This is a genomic window from Streptomyces sp. M41(2017) (assembly GCF_002078175.1).
Classification (GTDB): Bacteria; Actinomycetota; Actinomycetes; order Streptomycetales; family Streptomycetaceae; genus Streptomyces.
Genome location: NZ_MWFK01000001.1, coordinates 2,892,519 through 2,908,129 on the forward strand (window position 1 = coordinate 2,892,519; position 15,611 = coordinate 2,908,129).

Annotated in this window: 15 protein-coding genes; 9 read left to right on the forward strand and 6 right to left on the reverse strand. The window is 70.7% G+C overall.

Features of this window, described 5'->3' with window-relative positions:
* Positions 1-8: 8 nt before the first annotated feature.
* Complete coding sequence (locus B0675_RS12820) at positions 9-1,190, reverse strand: methyltransferase domain-containing protein (RefSeq protein ID WP_241539769.1); 1,182 nt, start codon at positions 1,188-1,190, stop codon at positions 9-11.
* Between the two features lie 90 nt (positions 1,191-1,280).
* Between B0675_RS12820 and B0675_RS12825 the strand changes: the two genes are divergently transcribed.
* The 4 genes from B0675_RS12825 (at position 1,281) to groL (ending at position 5,319) form a co-directional block, all read left to right on the forward strand.
* On the forward strand, positions 1,281-2,219 hold the full coding sequence (locus B0675_RS12825; protein ID WP_081221753.1) for a polysaccharide deacetylase family protein: 939 nt from the start codon (positions 1,281-1,283) through the stop codon (positions 2,217-2,219).
* Positions 2,216-2,968, forward strand: a complete 753-nt coding sequence (locus B0675_RS12830; RefSeq protein WP_081218929.1) for a polysaccharide deacetylase family protein — start codon at positions 2,216-2,218, stop codon at positions 2,966-2,968. The genes B0675_RS12825 and B0675_RS12830 overlap by 4 nt, the downstream gene beginning before the upstream one ends.
* A gap of 258 nt (positions 2,969-3,226) precedes the next feature.
* Positions 3,227-3,535: a co-chaperone GroES gene (gene groES / locus B0675_RS12835; RefSeq protein WP_077796719.1), complete on the forward strand. Its 309-nt coding sequence runs from the start codon at positions 3,227-3,229 to the stop codon at positions 3,533-3,535.
* Positions 3,536-3,690: 155 nt separating this feature from the next.
* Positions 3,691-5,319 (forward strand): chaperonin GroEL, encoded by a 1,629-nt coding sequence (gene groL, locus B0675_RS12840; protein ID WP_081218930.1) that lies wholly within the window; start codon positions 3,691-3,693, stop codon positions 5,317-5,319.
* Positions 5,320-5,438: 119 nt separating this feature from the next.
* Here groL and B0675_RS12845 read toward each other — a convergent pair whose 3' ends face one another.
* Together B0675_RS12845 and B0675_RS12850 are read right to left on the reverse strand one after the other, a co-directional pair.
* Positions 5,439-6,212 (reverse strand): SDR family oxidoreductase, encoded by a 774-nt coding sequence (locus B0675_RS12845; RefSeq protein WP_081218931.1) that lies wholly within the window; start codon positions 6,210-6,212, stop codon positions 5,439-5,441.
* Between the two features lie 107 nt (positions 6,213-6,319).
* Positions 6,320-6,988, reverse strand: a complete 669-nt coding sequence (locus B0675_RS12850; protein WP_081218932.1) for an MOSC domain-containing protein — start codon at positions 6,986-6,988, stop codon at positions 6,320-6,322.
* A 79-nt stretch (positions 6,989-7,067) separates the two neighbouring features.
* Here B0675_RS12850 and B0675_RS12855 point away from each other — a divergent pair, with 79 nt between their 5' ends.
* Positions 7,068-7,964, forward strand: coding sequence for a LysR family transcriptional regulator (locus tag B0675_RS12855; protein WP_081218933.1), 897 nt, complete (start codon positions 7,068-7,070; stop codon positions 7,962-7,964).
* A 49-nt stretch (positions 7,965-8,013) separates the two neighbouring features.
* Here B0675_RS12855 and B0675_RS12860 read toward each other — a convergent pair whose 3' ends face one another.
* Positions 8,014-8,358 carry a WhiB family transcriptional regulator gene (locus B0675_RS12860; protein WP_081218934.1) on the reverse strand — a complete coding sequence of 115 codons (345 nt, stop codon included), beginning with the start codon at positions 8,356-8,358 and terminating at the stop codon, positions 8,014-8,016.
* A gap of 390 nt (positions 8,359-8,748) precedes the next feature.
* Here B0675_RS12860 and B0675_RS12865 point away from each other — a divergent pair, with 390 nt between their 5' ends.
* The 4 genes from B0675_RS12865 to B0675_RS12880 all read left to right on the forward strand — a co-directional run bounded on the left by B0675_RS12865 (position 8,749) and on the right by B0675_RS12880 (position 13,360).
* On the forward strand, positions 8,749-9,360 hold the full coding sequence (locus B0675_RS12865; RefSeq protein ID WP_003948568.1) for a response regulator transcription factor: 612 nt from the start codon (positions 8,749-8,751) through the stop codon (positions 9,358-9,360).
* A 268-nt stretch (positions 9,361-9,628) separates the two neighbouring features.
* A complete protein-coding gene (locus B0675_RS12870) occupies positions 9,629-10,204 on the forward strand; it encodes a sigma-70 family RNA polymerase sigma factor (protein ID WP_081218935.1) in 576 nt (191 codons plus the stop codon).
* 386 nt (positions 10,205-10,590) lie between these two features.
* Positions 10,591-12,099, forward strand: coding sequence for an IMP dehydrogenase (gene guaB / locus B0675_RS12875; RefSeq protein WP_081218936.1), 1,509 nt, complete (start codon positions 10,591-10,593; stop codon positions 12,097-12,099).
* A 136-nt stretch (positions 12,100-12,235) separates the two neighbouring features.
* Positions 12,236-13,360, forward strand: coding sequence for a GuaB3 family IMP dehydrogenase-related protein (locus B0675_RS12880; protein WP_081218937.1), 1,125 nt, complete (start codon positions 12,236-12,238; stop codon positions 13,358-13,360).
* 114 nt (positions 13,361-13,474) lie between these two features.
* Here the strand turns inward: B0675_RS12880 and B0675_RS12885 are convergent, their stop codons facing one another.
* Together B0675_RS12885 and B0675_RS12890 are read right to left on the reverse strand one after the other, a co-directional pair.
* Positions 13,475-14,083, reverse strand: coding sequence for a hypothetical protein (locus tag B0675_RS12885; protein ID WP_081218938.1), 609 nt, complete (start codon positions 14,081-14,083; stop codon positions 13,475-13,477).
* A gap of 155 nt (positions 14,084-14,238) precedes the next feature.
* Positions 14,239-15,447: a nucleotide sugar dehydrogenase gene (locus B0675_RS12890; protein WP_081218939.1), complete on the reverse strand. Its 1,209-nt coding sequence runs from the start codon at positions 15,445-15,447 to the stop codon at positions 14,239-14,241.
* Between the last annotated feature and the right edge of the window lie 164 nt (positions 15,448-15,611).

Consider the following 15,611-nt stretch of genomic DNA (forward strand, 5'->3'; position numbering starts at 1 on the left):
CCGCGGGGTCAGGTCGTGGCTGGCCGCGCGGGGGCTCCGACGAGCATGGTGGGGGCGCCCGCCACCCGGGTGAGGAACACCGTCGCGGACCGGGGTCCCTGGGGCTTCACCTTGCGCCGCAGCTCCTCCGGCTCGACGGCCGACCCGCGCTTCTTGACGGTCAGGACACCGACCTCCCGCTCCCGCAGGAGCGCCTTCAACTTCTTCACGTTGAAGGGGAGCCGGTCGGTGATCTCGTACGCCGAGGCGTACGGCGTGGGGCGCAGCTCGTCCGCGGTGACGTACGCGATCGTCTCGTCGACGAGTCCGCCGTCCAGGTCCTCGGCCACCTCGGCGACCAGGTGCGCCCGGATCACGGCGCCGTCCGGCTCGTACAGATAGCGTCCGACCGTCCGGACCGCCGGGTCGGGCAGCCCGCGGCCGCGCAGTTCGCGCGGGCCCGGCAGCAGGGTGGCGCGCACCAGGCCCGGTTCGGTGCCGAACCACAGCACCGCCTCCTTGACGTCGCCGCCGTCGGAGATCCACTCGGCCTCGGCCTCGGCGGGGACCGCCTCGTGCGGGATGCCGGGCGCGATCTTCAGCGCGGCGACGGGAGCCTTCGTGGCGGCGCCGACCGCCCAGGACAGGGGCGGCGAGTAGGCCTCCGGGTCGAAGATGCGGCCCCGGCCGCCCCGGCGCCCGGGGTCGACGAAGACGGCGTCGTATCCCGCCGTGTCCACCTCGGTGACATCGGTCTCGCGCACCTCGATCAGGTCGGCGAGCCCCAGCGCGTCGGCGTTCGCCCGGGCCGCGGCGACCGTCAGCGGGTCGCGGTCCACGGCGAGGACGCGGATGCCCGCGCGGGCCAGCGCGATCGCGTCGCCGCCGATCCCGCAGCAGAGGTCGGCGACGGAGCGGACGCCCAGTACGCGCAGCCGTTCGGCGCGGTGGACCGCCACGCTCGTGCGGGTGGACTGCTCCACCCCGTTCGGCGTGAAGAACATCCGCCCCGCGTCCTCGGCCCCGAACTTCGCCACCGCCCGTTGCCGCAGCCGCGCCTGCCCGAGGGCCGCCGAGACCAGCTCGGCGGGGTGCTCACGGCGCAGCCGGGTGGCGACGGCCAGCTCCTGCGCCGGTTCGGTGCCGTGCACCTCGTCGAGCAGGGCGCGGCCCTCGGAGGTGAGCAGGGAGGCGAAGGAGACGTCGTTCACCCGGCCATTGTGGGCCAGTCGGTGGACGGTGTGCCTCCGGCCGCGGTGTCGGGGCCGCGTCAGGGAGGTGACCTGCGAGGATCCCGGCCCATGCGACCCGTACGACAAAACTATAAGAACGGCGCACATCGGGCCGGCGTGCGCTGCGGGATCGGCGCGCTGGCCCTCGCCGTCCTCGTCTCCGGCTGTGCCGCCGAGGGCTCCGGCTCCGGCGCCGCCCGGCCCGCCGCCGGTCAGCAGGCCGGCCGGCTCCAGGCCGGGCCCGCCCGCGCCCTCGACTCGTACGCCCTGCGGCTCCGCAAGGCGCAGGCCGCCCGCACGTCCGTCGCCCGGCGCTGGGGACTGCCCACCGCGCCCCTGATGCCCCCGGCGCCGCCCGCGAGGAAGCCGGTCATCGAGGCCCGCAAGGGATTCGAGGTCGACGGCCAGAAGGAACTGGGCCTGCCGCCCGTCTTCACGACCGTCCCCACCAAGGACAGGGTCGTCTTCCTCACCATCGACGACGGCGAGGAGAAGGACCCGCAGTTCCTGCGCATGATGAGCGAACTGAAGATCCCGTACACCGTCTTCCTCAGCGACTACCTGATCAAGGACGACTACGGGTACTTCCGGAAGATGCGGGACCGCGGCATCACCCTCAACAACCACACGCTGCACCACCCGTACCTGCCCGGCCTCTCCTACGCGCGGCAGAAGCACGAGATCTGCGGCATGCAGGACGTGATGAAGAAGCAGTTCGGCAAGCGCCCCTCGCTCTTCCGCCCGCCCTACGGCAACTACAACCAGGACACCCTGCGCGCCGCCAAGTCCTGCGGGATCAAGTACGCCCCCATCTGGGACGAGGAGGTGTTCGTCGACCACTGGGAGTACCGCGAGGAGGACCAGGACCTGCACCCCGGCGACATCGTCCTCACCCACTTCCGCGGTCCCAAGGACTGGAAGGGGACCATGCCCGACCTGGTCCGCCGCTTCCTGAAGAGGATCACGGCCGAGGGCTACGCGGTCGCGCGCCTGGAGGACTACCTGTGAGGCTGCGGGTGCCGGTCGCCGGACTGCTCGCGGCGCTGCTGCTCACCGGCTGCGCGCAGTCCGTCGACCCGATCGAGCGGCTGGGCAAGAAGGCGGCGCAGCGGGTGCACCCGCAGGAGACGGCGTACCGCCGCTGGGGCCTGACCGCCCCGCTGGCCCCGGCGCCCCGTGCGCCCGCCCGGACCGCCGCGCGCACCGCGGGCCCGGGTCTGCCGCCCGTCGTGGACCACGTCCGCACCCGCGACAAGGTCGTCTTCCTGACGTTCGACGACGGAGCCGAACGCGATCCGCGGTTCGTCGACATGGTCCGTGAACTGCGGCTGCCCGTCAGCATGTTCCTCACGGACAGTGTCGTCGGGCCGGGGTACGCGCACTTCGCCCGGCTGCGCGAGGTCGGCGCGACCGTCCAGAACCACACCCTCGACCACGCCTCCCTGCGCGGCCTGCCCTACGCGGGCCAGCGCGCCGAGATCTGCGGGCAGCAGGACAAGCTCCGGCAGCGCTTCGGCATCCGGCCCCGGCTGCTGCGGCCCCCCTACGGCCGGTACGACGCGACCACGCTGCGGGCCGCCGGTGACTGCGGGGTCAGCGCGGTCGTCCTCGGCAGGGCCCCCGGCGCGCACCGGCTCCGGCCGGGCGACATCCTCACCGGCTTCGACGAGCCCGACCTCACGGACGCCACGGTCCGGTTGCTCCGGCGCATCCAGGCGGAGGGCTTCACCCCCGCACGTCTGGAGAACTACCTCTAGAGCCGGAGCCGGACCCGGAGACCTACCTCCGAAAGGGTCCGTCCGCACGTTCTGAGGGGCCGTCCGGGCCGCGCCACGCCGCCGGCTTTGGCACTCCGCTTGACCGAGTGCTAATCGCAGTCATAGTGTCAGGCCTGGCACTCCCCCCTGGAGAGTGCCAATGGCGAAGGGCAGATCCGGCACCCGCGACGACGGATCGACCCGGTCGCCACCTCAGACAGTTAACCCCGTGAGATCTCCGAAGGGGGAGGTCGGATCGTGACGACCGCCAGCTCCAAGGTTGCCATCAAGCCGCTCGAGGACCGCATTGTGGTCCAGCCGCTCGACGCCGAGCAGACCACGGCCTCTGGCCTGGTCATCCCGGACACCGCGAAGGAGAAGCCCCAGGAGGGCGTCGTCCTTGCCGTGGGTCCGGGCCGCTTCGAGGACGGTAACCGTCTTCCGCTCGACGTCACCGTCGGCGACGTCGTGCTCTACAGCAAGTACGGCGGCACCGAGGTGAAGTACAACGGCGAGGAGTACCTCGTCCTCTCGGCTCGCGACGTGCTCGCGATCATCGAGAAGTAATTCACCGGGCAAGGGCGTCCGGGGGCTTCCCCCGGACCACCCGACACCCAGCATTGCAGTGAACTGCGCCCCTGGCCCCCGCTACTTCTCTTGAACCGGGCGCTGGGGGCGCCGTTCGTTTCTCCCAAAGTTTCCGAGAGGGCTGAACCGCTCCCATGGCGAAGATCCTGAAGTTCGACGAGGACGCCCGTCGCGCCCTTGAGCGCGGCGTCAACAAGCTTGCCGACACGGTGAAGGTGACGATCGGCCCCAAGGGCCGCAACGTCGTCATCGACAAGAAGTTCGGCGCCCCCACCATCACCAACGACGGCGTGACCATCGCCCGTGAGGTCGAGGTCGAGGACCCGTACGAGAACCTCGGTGCCCAGCTGGTGAAGGAGGTGGCGACCAAGACCAACGACATCGCGGGTGACGGTACGACCACCGCCACCGTGCTCGCCCAGGCGCTCGTGCGCGAGGGCCTCAAGAACGTCGCCGCGGGTGCCTCCCCGGCGCTGCTGAAGAAGGGCATCGACGCGGCCGTCAAGGCGGTCTCCGACGAGCTGCTCGCCACCGCGCGCCCGATCGACGAGAAGTCCGACATCGCGGCCGTCGCCGGTCTCTCCGCCCAGGACCCGCAGGTCGGCGAGCTCATCGCCGAGGCGATGGACAAGGTCGGCAAGGACGGTGTCATCACCGTCGAGGAGTCCAACACCTTCGGTCTGGAGCTGGACTTCACCGAGGGCATGGCCTTCGACAAGGGCTACCTCTCGCCCTACATGGTGTCCGACCAGGAGCGTATGGAGGCCGTCCTCGACGACCCGTACATCCTGATCCACCAGGGCAAGATCAGCTCCATCCAGGACCTCCTGCCGCTGCTGGAGAAGGTCATCCAGGCGAACGCCTCGCGGCCGCTGCTGATCATCGCCGAGGACGTCGAGGGCGAGGCCCTGTCGACCCTGGTCGTGAACAAGATCCGCGGCACGTTCAACGCCGTCGCCGTGAAGGCCCCCGGCTTCGGTGACCGCCGCAAGGCCATGCTCGGCGACATCGCCACCCTCACCGGTGGTCAGGTCATCGCCGAGGAGGTCGGCCTCAAGCTCGACCAGGTCGGCCTGGACGTGCTCGGCACCGCCCGCCGCGTGACCGTCACCAAGGACGACACCACCGTCGTCGACGGTGGCGGCAGCTCGGACGAGGTCGCCGGCCGCGTCAACCAGATCAAGGCCGAGATCGAGAACACGGACTCCGACTGGGACCGCGAGAAGCTCCAGGAGCGCCTCGCGAAGCTCGCCGGCGGCGTGTGCGTGATCAAGGTCGGCGCCGCCACCGAGGTGGAGCTCAAGGAGAAGAAGCACCGTCTGGAGGACGCCATCTCCGCGACCCGCGCCGCGGTCGAGGAGGGCATCGTCTCCGGTGGTGGCTCCGCGCTCGTCCACGCCGTCAAGGTCCTCGAGGGCAACCTCGGCAAGACCGGCGACGAGGCCACGGGTGTCGCGGTCGTCCGCAGGGCCGCCGTCGAGCCGCTGCGCTGGATCGCCGAGAACGCCGGCCTGGAGGGCTACGTCATCACCTCCAAGGTCGCCGAGCTCGACAAGGGCCAGGGCTTCAACGCCGCCACCGGCGAGTACGGCGACCTGGTCAAGGCCGGCGTCATCGACCCGGTCAAGGTCACCCGCTCCGCCCTGGAGAACGCCGCCTCCATCGCCTCCCTGCTCCTCACGACCGAGACCCTGGTCGTCGAGAAGCCGGCCGAGGACGAGGGCGACGCCGGTCACGGCCACGGCCACGGTCACTCCCACTGACGCACCGCGTCGTGAGCACGGCCACGCCCGCCGCGGCATGAGCACGTGAAAAGGTCCCCGTTCCCTACGGAACGGGGACCTTCTCGCGTAACGAAGCCCGACTCACGTCGTCATCCCCCTCACTGGGGGCCGTACTTGCGCCCCGTCTTCGACGTGATCCCGCCCAGCAGCGCGCGCGGTGTCACCTTCACCACCCCCATCAGGACCTTGTACCGGGCGTCGGGGATGGACAGCGTCCGGCCGCGTGCCAGGTCCGCCAGCGCCGCCGCGACCAGCTTGTCCGCGTCGAGCCACATCCAGTTCGGGATGTTGTCCGTGCCCATCCCGGCCCGCTCGTGGAACTCGGTCCGCACGAAACCGGGGGCCAGCGCCATCAGCCGTACGCCGCTGCCCGCGAGATCCTTCGCCGCGCCCTGCGTGAACTGCACGACCCACGCCTTCGACGCCCCGTACGTCCCGCGCGGCACGAACGCGGCCACCGACGCCACATTGACGATGCCGCCCCGGCCGCGCTCCCGCATGGCCTCGGCCGCCGCCGACGTCAGCCGCAGCACCGCCTCGCAGTGCACCTTGAGCATCGTCAGCTCGTCCGCCATCGACACGTCGAGGTAGTGGCCCTTGTTGCCGAAGCCCGCGTTGTTGACCAGCAGGTCGACCGGGCTCCTGCGGTCCGAGAGGCGGGCGGCGACCGCCTCGATGCCCTGGTCCGTCGCCAGGTCGGCGGTCAGTACCTCCGCCTCGATGCCGTGCCGGTCGTGCAGCTCGGTCGCCTGTTCGTGCAGCCGCTTCGTGTCCCGCGCCACCAGCACGAGGTTGTGCCCGTCCGCCGCCAGCCGCCGCGCGAAGGCGGCACCGATTCCCGCGGTCGATCCCGTAATCAGAGCCGTTGTCATGGCGCAAGGTTAGTGACCTGCTCAGCGGCCCCGCGCCCGGTGCCGCCCAACGCCCGGCCGCGCTCCCCGACTTCCCCGCACCCGGACCGGCCGGCCCGGGACACCCCTCATCCGCCGTGCTGCGCCACGTACTTCTCGGCGGCCGCCCGCGCCTCCGGATGCAGTGCCTCACCGGCCGCCAACAGGCCCGGAAGCAGCTCCCGTCGGGTCGTGACCGCGCGGAACTGGACGGCGACGGTCACCTCGTGAGCCGGCCGGTGGACGATCCGGACCGCGTCCCCGGCACGGATCTCACCGGGCACGATCACCCGCAGGTACGCGCCGGGAGCGCCCCGCAGGGTGAACCGCTTCACCCAGCCCTTCTCGCCCAGGTGCTCCTGGAAGGTCCGGCACGGGATGCGGCCGCTCGTGATCTCGAGGACCACCTCGGAGCCGATCCGCCAGCGCTCGCCGATCAGCGCGCCGGACACGTCGAGCCCCTCCGTCGTGAGGTTCTCGCCGAACGCGCCGTTCGGCAGGGGACGGCCCAGCTCGCGCTCCCAGGCGTCGAGGTCCTCGCGTGCGACCGCGTACACCGCCTGGTCGTCGCCGCCGTGATGGCGCAGATCGCACACGGTGTCCCCGGCGAGCCCGCTCGCGGCGATCCCCTTCGGACCGGGGGCCGTCACGCGCACGCTCCCTCCGACCGGCCGCTTGTCGATCCCGGTCACGCCGTCCGGGTGGTCCGTGTAGTCGACGGACCGTGCCCGGCCCACGTTCAGCGACAGAAGCTTCATGGAGACACGCTAAGTGATCCCTTCCAAAGCGTCGACGCAGTATTCGGCGCTGTGTCCAAGCCTCGCTTATGCTCAAGAAGTGATCGAGGCCCGTCATCTCCGTGTCCTGCGCGCCGTCGCCACTACAGGTTCCTTCTCGGCGGCCGGCCGCGAGCTGGGCTGCACCCAGCCCGCCGTCAGCCAGCAGATGAAGGCGCTGGAGGCGTCGGTCGGCACTCCGCTGCTCATTCGCACGGGCCGCGAGATGCGCCTCACCCAGGCGGGTGAGGCGCTGGTCCGGCACGCGGCGAGCATCCTGGCCGGCCTCACCGCCGCCGAGGAGGAGGTGGCCGCCATCGCCGGACTGCGCGCGGGCCGCGTCCGGCTCGTCTCGTTCCCCAGCGGCAGTTCCACCCTGGTCCCCACCGCCCTCGCCGCCCTGCGCGCCGCGCACCCGGGCACCCGCGTCTCCCTGGAGGAGGCCGAACCGCCCGAGTCCGTCGAGAAACTCCGGGCGGGCGACTGCGACATCGCGCTCGCGTTCCGGTACGAGGGCGCACCGGGCGTCGAGGAGTGGGACGACCTCGTCGTACGGCCGCTGCTGACGGACCGTCTGGTCGGGCTGGTGCCCGAGCGGCACCGGCTCGCCCGCGCGGAGTCCGTCTCCATCGGGGAGTTCGCCGCCGAGTCGTGGATCGCGGGCTGCCCGCGCTGCCGGGGTCAGCTCGTCGAGGTCTGTCGCGGCGCCGGGTTCGAGCCCCGCATCGACTTCGCCACGGACGACTATCCGGCCGTGGTCGGGCTGGTGGCTGCGGGACTGGGTGTCGCCGTCCTGCCCGAACTCGCGATCGAGTCCGTGCGACCGAAAGGTGCACGCACGGTGACGGTGGAGCCCGCGGTACGGCGCGAGATCGTGGCCCTCACGCTCCCCGACCTGGCCGAGGTGCCGGCGGTGGCCGCGACGCTGGACCGGCTCGCGCGGGCGGCGGCCCGCTAGGAACGCGCACGAGTGCCCTCAGGAGCACCCGTTATGCAGAAACGTTCCTTCAAGTGTTCGAAGAAGCAGGGCCGCTGCCGCTGCCGCCGCCGGTGGCCGATGCCGTGACCAGCCGGTTGCGGGCCCGTCCCATGAGCTCTTCGCGCTCGTCCTCGGTCAGTCCGCCCCACACGCCGTACGGTTCGCGCACCGCGAGCGCGTGTGCCGCGCACTCGGCGCGTACCGGGCATCTCATGCAGACCTCTTTGGCCGAGTTCTCGCGAGCGCTCCGTGCCGCACCGCGCTCGCCCTCCGGGTGGAAGAAGAGCGAGCTGTCGACCCCGCGGCAGGCCGCGAGGAGCTGCCAGTCCCAGAGGTCCGCGTTCGGACCGGGAAGGCGGGAGAAATCTGCCATTGCGTGTCCCCTTGTTGCCGTTCTGGGCTGCTCTGTGCCCACCGACCGTACATCTACGATCTAAGGAGATGAAAATATGACTCATTGCGAATCTAGCCGCAGACACCAGCAAAGGGGAAGAAAACAGGCTAAATGGGGCATAGGTTGTGATGAAACGTTGAGGGTCGGCGCGCATGTCTGCACCGTGTCCGCGCCCTCACGTACAGTGCCGATGACGACCGACTGCCCCGTAACTCTTTCGGGTGACCATCGTTGAGATGGACGGAGGCGGTCGAAGGAACAAGCGCTCGGGCAGACGGTCCTATCCGTCGGCGAGTGTCGACCGCACAGGTGACGATTCGTAACAGCCTGGAGGCTCAAGGTGACGCGCATCAGCTGCGGAGGGCGGCCATGACATCCGTCCTCGTCTGCGACGACTCCCCGCTTGCCCGAGAGGCGCTCCGCCGCGCGGTCGCGACCGTGCCCGGTGTCGAGCGCGTGACCACGGCGGCCAACGGCGAGGAAGTCCTCCGCCGCTGGGGTGCCGACCGCTCGGACCTGATTCTGATGGACGTACGCATGCCCGGACTGGGCGGCGTCGAGACGGTCCGGCGGCTGCTGTCCGCCGACCCCGGTGCGCGCATCATCATGCTCACCGTCGCCGAGGACCTGGACGGCGTGGCACTCGCCGTCGCCGCCGGCGCCCGCGGCTATCTGCACAAGGACGCCTCACGGGCGGAGCTGCGCGCCACCGTGACCCAGGCGCTCGCCGACCCCACCTGGCGGCTCGCGCCGCGCAGACTGCGTTCGGCCGAGATGGGCGCCGCGCCCACGCTCACCGCGCGGGAGATCCAGGTGCTCGAAGGGATGAGTCACGGCCGCTCGAACGCGGAGATCGGCCGTGAGCTGTTTCTCTCCGAGGACACGGTCAAGACCCACGCCCGGCGACTGTTCAAGAAGCTCGGCGCCTCGGACCGGGCGCACGCGGTCGCGCTGGGATTCCGCTGGGGTCTGGTCCGCTAGGTGAGCGGACTCGGGGGTATGACGGTAGTAGTCCCTACCCGCCGGACGGCGGGTGGGGCCGGGCCCTCGAAGAGAGTGTCTTCGGTGTCCGATCCCCGTTTCCCGGCGGATGCCGCATCCTTGAGGTGTGGAGTTCCTCGGGGACAAGTCGGACGAGCGGAAGGGGAGGGCGCAGGAGATGAGTTCCGGCGCACCTGCTCATAACGCTTCGGTGCACAACTACGGACGCGGTGCCGCGGACGCTTCGACGCCAAGGCACCATGGACCGATGCGCGAAGACGAGACGACGGGGATCGGTGCGCTCGTCCATCGCGCGGTCGACGGCGACGAACAGGCGACTCACGACCTGCTCGCCCACGTACACCCGCTCGCGCTGCGCTACTGCCGCACCCGTCTGTCCCGGCTCCCGGGCGACGCGCGGCACTTCGTGGAGGACCTGGCGCAGGAGGTCTGCGTCGCCGTCCTTCTCGCCCTTCCGCGGTACAAGGACACCGGCCGCCCCTTCGAGGCGTTCGTCTTCGCCATCGCCGCGCACAAGGTCGCCGACCTCCAGCGCGCCGCGATGCGCCACCCGGGGTCCACGGCCGTTCCCTCCGACGAGATGCCGGAGCGGCCCGACGACTCCCTCGGCCCGGAGGAGCGCGCGCTGCTCAGCAGTGACGCCGAATGGGCCAAGAAACTCCTCGCCAACCTCCCCGAGAACCAGCGTGAGCTGCTTCTGCTGCGGATCGCGGTGGGTCTCACGGCCGAGGAGACGGGGCAGATGTTGGGAATGTCACCGGGCGCCGTCCGGGTCGCCCAGCACCGTGCCCTGAGCCGGCTGCGCGCCCTGGCCGAGCAGTAGGAATCCCCTCCCGCATCCCCGTGCTCCGGCTTGCCGGGACGTCCTCCTCCGCTCCCGGCTGCGCGCGACGTCGTGCGATGCCGTACGCCGGCGATCGACCTGATTCCGCGCTCCCGGTGCTCGTCCTTCGTTGCCCTTCGTGTGCGGTGGGTCTCTTTCCCCCTGCGCGCGGGGCGCCACGCGTACGGAAATGCCACCCCGGCATCCTTCGGCCGGCTCCCCGGTCGTGCCCCGGGAGCCCCTCGGGGCACCGTTCTGAACACGGATGACGGAATACCCGTACGAACATACGAAGCCGGTGCTGACCCGGAACCGTGGAATGAGAGAGCCGTGCTTCCCGTTAGCATGGACATCCGCACCGATCAAGGCCATTTGGGGAAGGTGTCATGACTGCCAACGTCGACGGAGTGCCCGCCAAATTCGCGACACTCGGGCTGACCTACGACGACGTGCTGCTGCTGCCGGGCTCGTCGGACATGGCGCCCGACCAGATCGACACCGCCTCGCACATCTCGAAGAACGTCCGGGTCAACATCCCGCTGCTGTCCGCCGCCATGGACAAGGTCACCGAGTCGCGCATGGCGATCGCGATGGCCCGCCAGGGCGGCGTCGGTGTTCTGCACCGCAACCTCTCCATCGAGGACCAGGCCAACCAGGTCGACCTCGTGAAGCGTTCCGAGTCCGGCATGGTGACCGACCCGATCACCGTGCACCCGGACGCCACGCTCACCGAGGCCGACGCGATCTGCGCCAAGTTCCGCATCTCGGGCGTGCCGGTCACCGACGGCGGCGGCAAGCTGCTGGGCATCGTGACCAACCGCGACATGGCCTTCGAGACCGACCGTTCGCGCCAGGTGCGCGAGGTCATGACGCCCATGCCGCTCGTCACCGGCAAGGTCGGCATCTCGGGCAACGACGCGATGCAGCTGCTGCGCCGTCACAAGATCGAGAAGCTTCCGCTCGTCGACGACGCGGGCGTCCTCAAGGGCCTCATCACCGTCAAGGACTTCGTCAAGGCGGAGAAGTACCCGAACGCGGCCAAGGACGGCGAGGGGCGCCTGCTGGTCGGCGCGGCCGTCGGCGTGGCGGGCGACGCGTTCGAGCGCGCCCAGGCCCTGATCGAGGCCGGCGTCGACTTCATCGTGGTCGACACCGCGCACGGCCACTCCCGGCTGGTCGGCGACATGGTCGCCAAGATCAAGTCGAACTCCTCCGGCGTCGACGTCATCGGCGGCAACATCGCCACCCGCGAGGGCGCGCAGGCGCTCATCGACGCGGGCGTCGACGGCATCAAGGTCGGTGTCGGCCCGGGCTCCATCTGCACGACCCGCGTCGTCGCCGGCATCGGCGTCCCGCAGGTCACGGCGATCTACGAGGCATCGCTCGCCGCCAAGGAGGCCGGCGTCCCGGTCATCGGCGACGGTGGCCTCCAGTACTCCGGCGACATCGCCAAGGCCCTGGTCGCGGGCGCCGACACGGTGATGCTCGGCTCGCTGCTCGCGGGCTGCGAGGAGTCGCCGGGCGAGCTGCTCTTCATCAACGGCAAGCAGTTCAAGTCGTACCGCGGCATGGGTTCCCTGGGTGCCATGCAGACCCGTGGCGAGCAGCGCTCCTTCTCCAAGGACCGCTACTTCCAGGAGGGTGTCGCCTCCGACGAGAAGCTCGTCCCCGAGGGCATCGAGGGTCAGGTGCCCTACCGGGGCCCGCTCTCCGCGGTCGTCCACCAGCTCGTCGGCGGTCTGCGCCAGTCGATGTTCTACGTCGGCGGTCGCACCGTGCCCGAGCTCCAGGACCGTGGCCGCTTCGTCCGCATCACCTCGGCGGGTCTCAAGGAGAGCCACCCGCACGACATCCAGATGACGGTCGAGGCGCCGAACTACAGCCGCAACAAGTAGGCGCGCACCAGCGATCGACGGGCGCCACGCGTGCGTGGCACCCCGACAGGGCGGCTCCGGAAGGTTCCGGGGCCGCCCTTGTCGTGGGCGTCGGGGATACTGGGGAGCGCAGAAGCGAAGAGGGAAAGGCCACAACGTGACTGAGATCGAGATCGGGCGCGGCAAGCGCGGCCGCCGGGCGTACGCCTTCGACGACATCGCCGTCGTCCCGAGCCGCCGTACGCGGGACCCGAAGGAGGTCTCGATCACCTGGCAGATCGACGCCTACCGCTTCGACCTGCCCTTCCTGGCGGCCCCGATGGACTCGGTCGTCTCCCCGGCCACCGCGATCCGTATCGGAGAGCTGGGCGGCCTGGGCGTCCTGAACCTGGAAGGCCTCTGGACGCGGTACGACGACCCGCAGCCGCTGCTCGACGAGATCGCCGAGCTGGACGCGGACACCGCGACACGCCGCCTCCAGGAGATCTACGCGGCTCCCATCAAGGAGGAGCTGATCGGGCAGCGCATCAAGGAGGTGCGCGACTCCGGGGTCGTCACCGCCGCCGCGCTGTCCCCGCAGCGGACCGCGCAGTTCTCCAAGGCCGTCGTCGACGCGGGCGTGGACATCTTCGTCATCCGCGGCACGACGGTGTCCGCCGAGCACGTCTCCGGTGCCGCCGAGCCGCTGAACCTGAAGCAGTTCATCTACGAGCTGGACGTCCCGGTGATCGTCGGCGGCTGTGCCACGTACACCGCGGCCCTGCACCTGATGCGCACCGGCGCGGCCGGTGTCCTCGTCGGCTTCGGCGGCGGCGCCGCGCACACCACGCGCAACGTCCTGGGCATCCAGGTCCCGATGGCCACCGCGGTCGCCGACGTCGCCGCGGCCCGCCGCGACTACATGGACGAGTCCGGCGGCCGCTACGTGCACGTCATCGCCGACGGCGGTGTCGGCTGGTCCGGCGACCTCCCCAAGGCGATCGCGTGCGGCGCCGACTCGGTGATGATGGGTTCCCCGCTCGCGCGCGCCACCGACGCGCCGGGCCGCGGCCACCACTGGGGCATGGAGGCGGTGAACGAGGAGCTGCCGCGCGGCAAGAAGGTCGACCTCGGCACCGTCGGCACCATCGAGGAGATCCTCACCGGTCCGTCGCTCATCCCGGACGGCTCGATGAACATCTTCGGCGCCCTCCGCCGCGCGATGGCGACCACGGGCTACAGCGAGCTCAAGGAGTTCCAGCGCGTCGAGGTGACGGTCGCGGACTCGCAGCACAAGCGGTAGTTCTGCCGCTCGCACGCCGTATCGAGAAGGGCCCGACCACCGGACGGTGGTCGGGCCCTTCTCGTGTGCTCGGACCGTGTCAGGCGCCCATCAGGAACACCTGGCCGGGCATCCTCAGAGCCCGGCCTTGCGCGTGCTCTGGAACGCCACGTAGGCCGCGATCGCGAAGAAGACGAAGGTCAGCGGGTCGGCCTCGGCCTTCCAGGCTTCCTGGACCACGTCGAAGTGGTCGAAGAAGACCTCGCTGAAGCCGACACCGAACTGCTTGGCGCCGATCATGGCCTCGCCGATCAGCTGGCCGAGGTAGATGGACGCGACCGAGACGATGACGCTGACGACCGGCAGGGTCTGGTTGCGGCCTCCGAGGCGGCCCGCGGCGATGCCGACCAGGAAGCCGACGCCGACCGCGGCGTAGCCGATCTCGTGCTTGGTGGCGCCGATGATGAGGCCGTACAGGATCGCGGAGATCACACCGGCGCCGAGGGCGGCGACGACGCCGAGCACCAGGTTGTTGCGCACCGGCACGGCCGGGGCGACGGGCGCGACCGGGAAGCCCGGCTGGGGCGCGCCCTGCGGACCTGCCTGCTGCGGGAAGCCCGGCTGCGGCGCGGCCGGCTGGGCGGGCTGACCGGCGTACGGGTTGTTCTCGACCGGCGCGGCGGACTGGCCGGCGTACGGGTTGTCGTCGACCGGCGGACCGGGCGGCGGCGTGGTCTGGCTCATGTGGGATCCCCCCCAGGGATACGAGCACACCTGTGTGGTGCGCGGGAAGCGTTCGCGCACGCGTGCGGGACGCCCGGGACGTGGGCGTACTTGTGTGCGAGAGCTGCCGCAGATTAGCAGGCGGGAGTGACAATCCGTGAGGGGAATGTCCGGGGTCAGAGCCGGTGTGCCGCGCCGGTCGGGGTCGCTCCCCTTGTGTCCAGGAGGAGTTGGGCCTTCACGGACAGTCCCTGCAGGTCGTACGTGCGGTGCTGCTGCAGCAGGATCGTCAGGTCGGCGTCGGCCGCGGCCTCGTAGAGGGAGTCCGCGCGGGGCACGGGCCGGCCGAGGACGCTCCAGGCGGGGACGTGCGGGTCGTGGTAGCTGACGGAGGCGCCGAGTTCCATCAGGCGCACGGCGATCTCGTGGGCGGGGGAGCCCTGTTGGTCGGCGATGTCCGCCTTGTAGGTGACGCCGAGGAGGAGTACGCGCGCGGCGCGGGCGGATTTGCCGTGCTCGTTGAGCAGGGTGGCGGCGCGCTGGATGACGTACTGCGGCATGTGGCTGTTGACCTGTTGGGCCAGTTCGACCATCCGCAGGGGACGGCCCGAGTGTCCCGCGAGGTCCTGGGGGATGCCGTGTCCGCCGACGCCGGGCCCGGGCCGGAACGCCTGGAAGCCGAACGGCTTGGTCTCCGCGCAGCGGATGACGTCCCACAGGTCGACGCCGAGGTCGTTGCAGAGGACGGCCATCTCGTTGACGAGGGCGATGTTCACGTGCCGGAAGTTGGTCTCCAGGACCTGCACGGTCTCCGCCTCGCGGGGGCCACGCGCGCGGACGACCTTGTCGGTGAGGCGCCCGTAGAAGGCGGCCGCCGACTCCGTGCATGCCGGTGTGAGGCCGCCGATGACCTTGGGGGTGCCGGCCGGGGTGAAGTCGCGGTTGCCGGGGTCGACCCGGCTGGGCGAGTAGGCGAGGTGGAAGTCGCGTCCCGCGCGCAGTCCGGAGCCGGATTCGAGGAGCGGGCGGAGGAAGTCCTCCGTGGTGCCGGGGTGCACGGCCGATTCCATGATCACCGTGGTGTGCGGCCGCAGTCGGGCGGCGAGGGTGCGGGCCGCCGTCTCCACCTGGGTGAGATCGAGGGTGCCGTCCGCGCCCCGGGGGGTCGGCGCGCAGATCACGGCGGTGCGGACGCGGCCCAGCTCGGCCGGGTTCGCGGTCGTCCGGAAGCCCCCCGAGAGCATCCGGCGCAGTTCCGCGGGGGTGAGGGAGCCGCTCTCCGGCCCCGTTTTGTAGCCGACCGTGGAGATGCCGGCGGTGACCGCGGCCTGGGCCAGGGGCAGGCCGAGATGACCGAGTCCGATGACGGCGAGGTCTGCGGGCATGGAGTGGGCCGTCCTTCCCAGTAACCGAAGCGGGACAGGTGCGCAAGCCCTGTGGACAGGATGGGCGAGAGCAATGTCAGACTAGGAGTAAATATGACCGATTTGCGGGATTGTCCGCCCAAGATTCCCTGCGAGTCGCCGAGTGTTGTCCACAGGCTGAGGAT

What these genes read in the sequence shown, in the direction of transcription:
- B0675_RS12870 (WP_081218935.1), top strand. Translation starts at nt 9,629, where the DNA reads ATGCGCGAAGACGAGACGACGGGGATCGGTGCGCTCGTCCATCGCGCG.
- B0675_RS12885 (WP_081218938.1), bottom strand. Translation starts at nt 14,083, where the DNA reads ATGAGCCAGACCACGCCGCCGCCCGGTCCGCCGGTCGACGACAACCCG.
- B0675_RS12860 (WP_081218934.1), bottom strand. Translation starts at nt 8,358, where the DNA reads ATGGCAGATTTCTCCCGCCTTCCCGGTCCGAACGCGGACCTCTGGGAC.
- B0675_RS12845 (WP_081218931.1), bottom strand. Translation starts at nt 6,212, where the DNA reads ATGACAACGGCTCTGATTACGGGATCGACCGCGGGAATCGGTGCCGCC.
- B0675_RS12825 (WP_081221753.1), top strand. Translation starts at nt 1,281, where the DNA reads ATGCGACCCGTACGACAAAACTATAAGAACGGCGCACATCGGGCCGGC.
- guaB (WP_081218936.1), top strand. Translation starts at nt 10,591, where the DNA reads ATGACTGCCAACGTCGACGGAGTGCCCGCCAAATTCGCGACACTCGGG.
- B0675_RS12850 (WP_081218932.1), bottom strand. Translation starts at nt 6,988, where the DNA reads ATGAAGCTTCTGTCGCTGAACGTGGGCCGGGCACGGTCCGTCGACTAC.
- B0675_RS12865 (WP_003948568.1), top strand. Translation starts at nt 8,749, where the DNA reads ATGACATCCGTCCTCGTCTGCGACGACTCCCCGCTTGCCCGAGAGGCG.
- B0675_RS12890 (WP_081218939.1), bottom strand. Translation starts at nt 15,447, where the DNA reads ATGCCCGCAGACCTCGCCGTCATCGGACTCGGTCATCTCGGCCTGCCC.
- groL (WP_081218930.1), top strand. Translation starts at nt 3,691, where the DNA reads ATGGCGAAGATCCTGAAGTTCGACGAGGACGCCCGTCGCGCCCTTGAG.